This window comes from Tissierella pigra (genome assembly GCF_009695605.1).
GTDB lineage: Bacteria > Bacillota > Clostridia > Tissierellales > Tissierellaceae > Tissierella > Tissierella pigra.
This window is the reverse complement of the sequence record NZ_VUNQ01000109.1, coordinates 1-1,407: the sequence shown is the minus strand read 5'-3', so window position 1 is coordinate 1,407 and position 1,407 is coordinate 1. Positions and strand designations below refer to the sequence as shown.

Annotated in this window: 1 protein-coding gene; it reads right to left on the bottom strand. The window is 27.6% G+C overall.

All coding sequences use genetic code 11. From position 1 onward, the window contains the following. Positions 1 to 180: 180 nt before the first annotated feature. The gene (locus FYJ83_RS19525) at positions 181 to 1,284 is read right to left on the bottom strand and encodes an IS4 family transposase (protein WP_195838079.1); all 1,104 of its coding nucleotides are present in this window, start codon (positions 1,282 to 1,284) and stop codon (positions 181 to 183) included. Positions 1,285 to 1,407: the final 123 nt, after the last annotated feature.

Genomic DNA, 1,407 nt, shown 5'->3' with positions numbered 1-1,407 from the left:
TTCTAGTGTTGCATTTAGGAAACAATTAAATATTGACAAAGTGAGAATCCCTTGGATGATATAAATTACATCCAAGGGATTCCTAATTCTACAGTGTAATACATAATTGTCTAATATTACCATATAGGGAGCTAAAAGTGCTACAAGGCTAATTAACAATCATCCAATTTTATCCAAGTATTATCCCGTCAATAAATATTCTATACTTTCATTGAAATTCTCTAATATATTTACTTTTATAATCCTTGTAAGAACTAGCATTGATAATTTAGAGTTTATTTTCATCTTAAAAATATATAACAGCATATACATTATCAAGGCAGTATATATTTGGATCTTTATAGCATTTTCAGAATACCCGATACACTTCTTTATTTTAAGATTTTGTTTAATCCACTTAAAGAACAACTCTATTTTCCAACGTTTCTTATATAAAGCTATTATTCCTTCTGCTGGTATATCAAATATATTTGTTACAAGTCTAAATTCTTCCTCGTTTTCATCAAAAGTTAGGATTTCCCTATATGTGTGCTCGGTTTTATTCTTACTATATTCAGTTCCCATTGTAATTTCATAATCAAATATTAAATCATTTTCCACATAGGTGCTTTTGATTTCTTCAACACAGGCATTAGATACCTGCCTTGTTATAAATTTATATTTATCATCAGTTAATTTATCATACCATTTATAATCAGAATATCCTCTATCAAATAGATATATAGCATCCTTATTATTAATCATGTCATCTATACATTTTCTATCATTTACTTTTCCTGATACTATGTGTATCTTTTCAGGGAAATCGCCATTAAAAAGAGTACTTACTTTAACTGCCGAACGTTTCTGTTTATTATCATAACGAAATTCTTTAACAAAATTGAAAGGCAAATCTATCATAGTAGAGTCTATAATTTTAATTATTGGAAGATCCTTATTGATACGCTGAAGACCAAACATTTTTGTAGCCTTGTTTACTATATGATAGTAAAGTTCCTCGAAAACCCTATAATCCCTGTTAGCATTCTTTCTTGAAAATTGGGAAACACTTGGTACATTAATCATTTTTCTTAATTTATTATTATTTGAGATATTAGTTTGCAGTTCCCTCAAACTATTTAAACCCTTTAACTGAAAGAAAAGCATTGCAAGTAGGTGTGAAGAAGTATCAAAATGCTGCGTCCTGTAATCTGTATTATATTTTTTGACAAGCATATTTAGTATATTACCATTAATTACTTGTGTTATTTTATCAAAAAATATTTTATTATTATTTATATACATGAAAAAGAACCTCCTTGGTGTATGGTTTCTCGATAATTCCATTAAACCAAATGAGGCTCTTTTTTTCATTAATCAAATTTTACCATGTCAACTGGTATTTTTTATTTTGATGCAACACTAGAA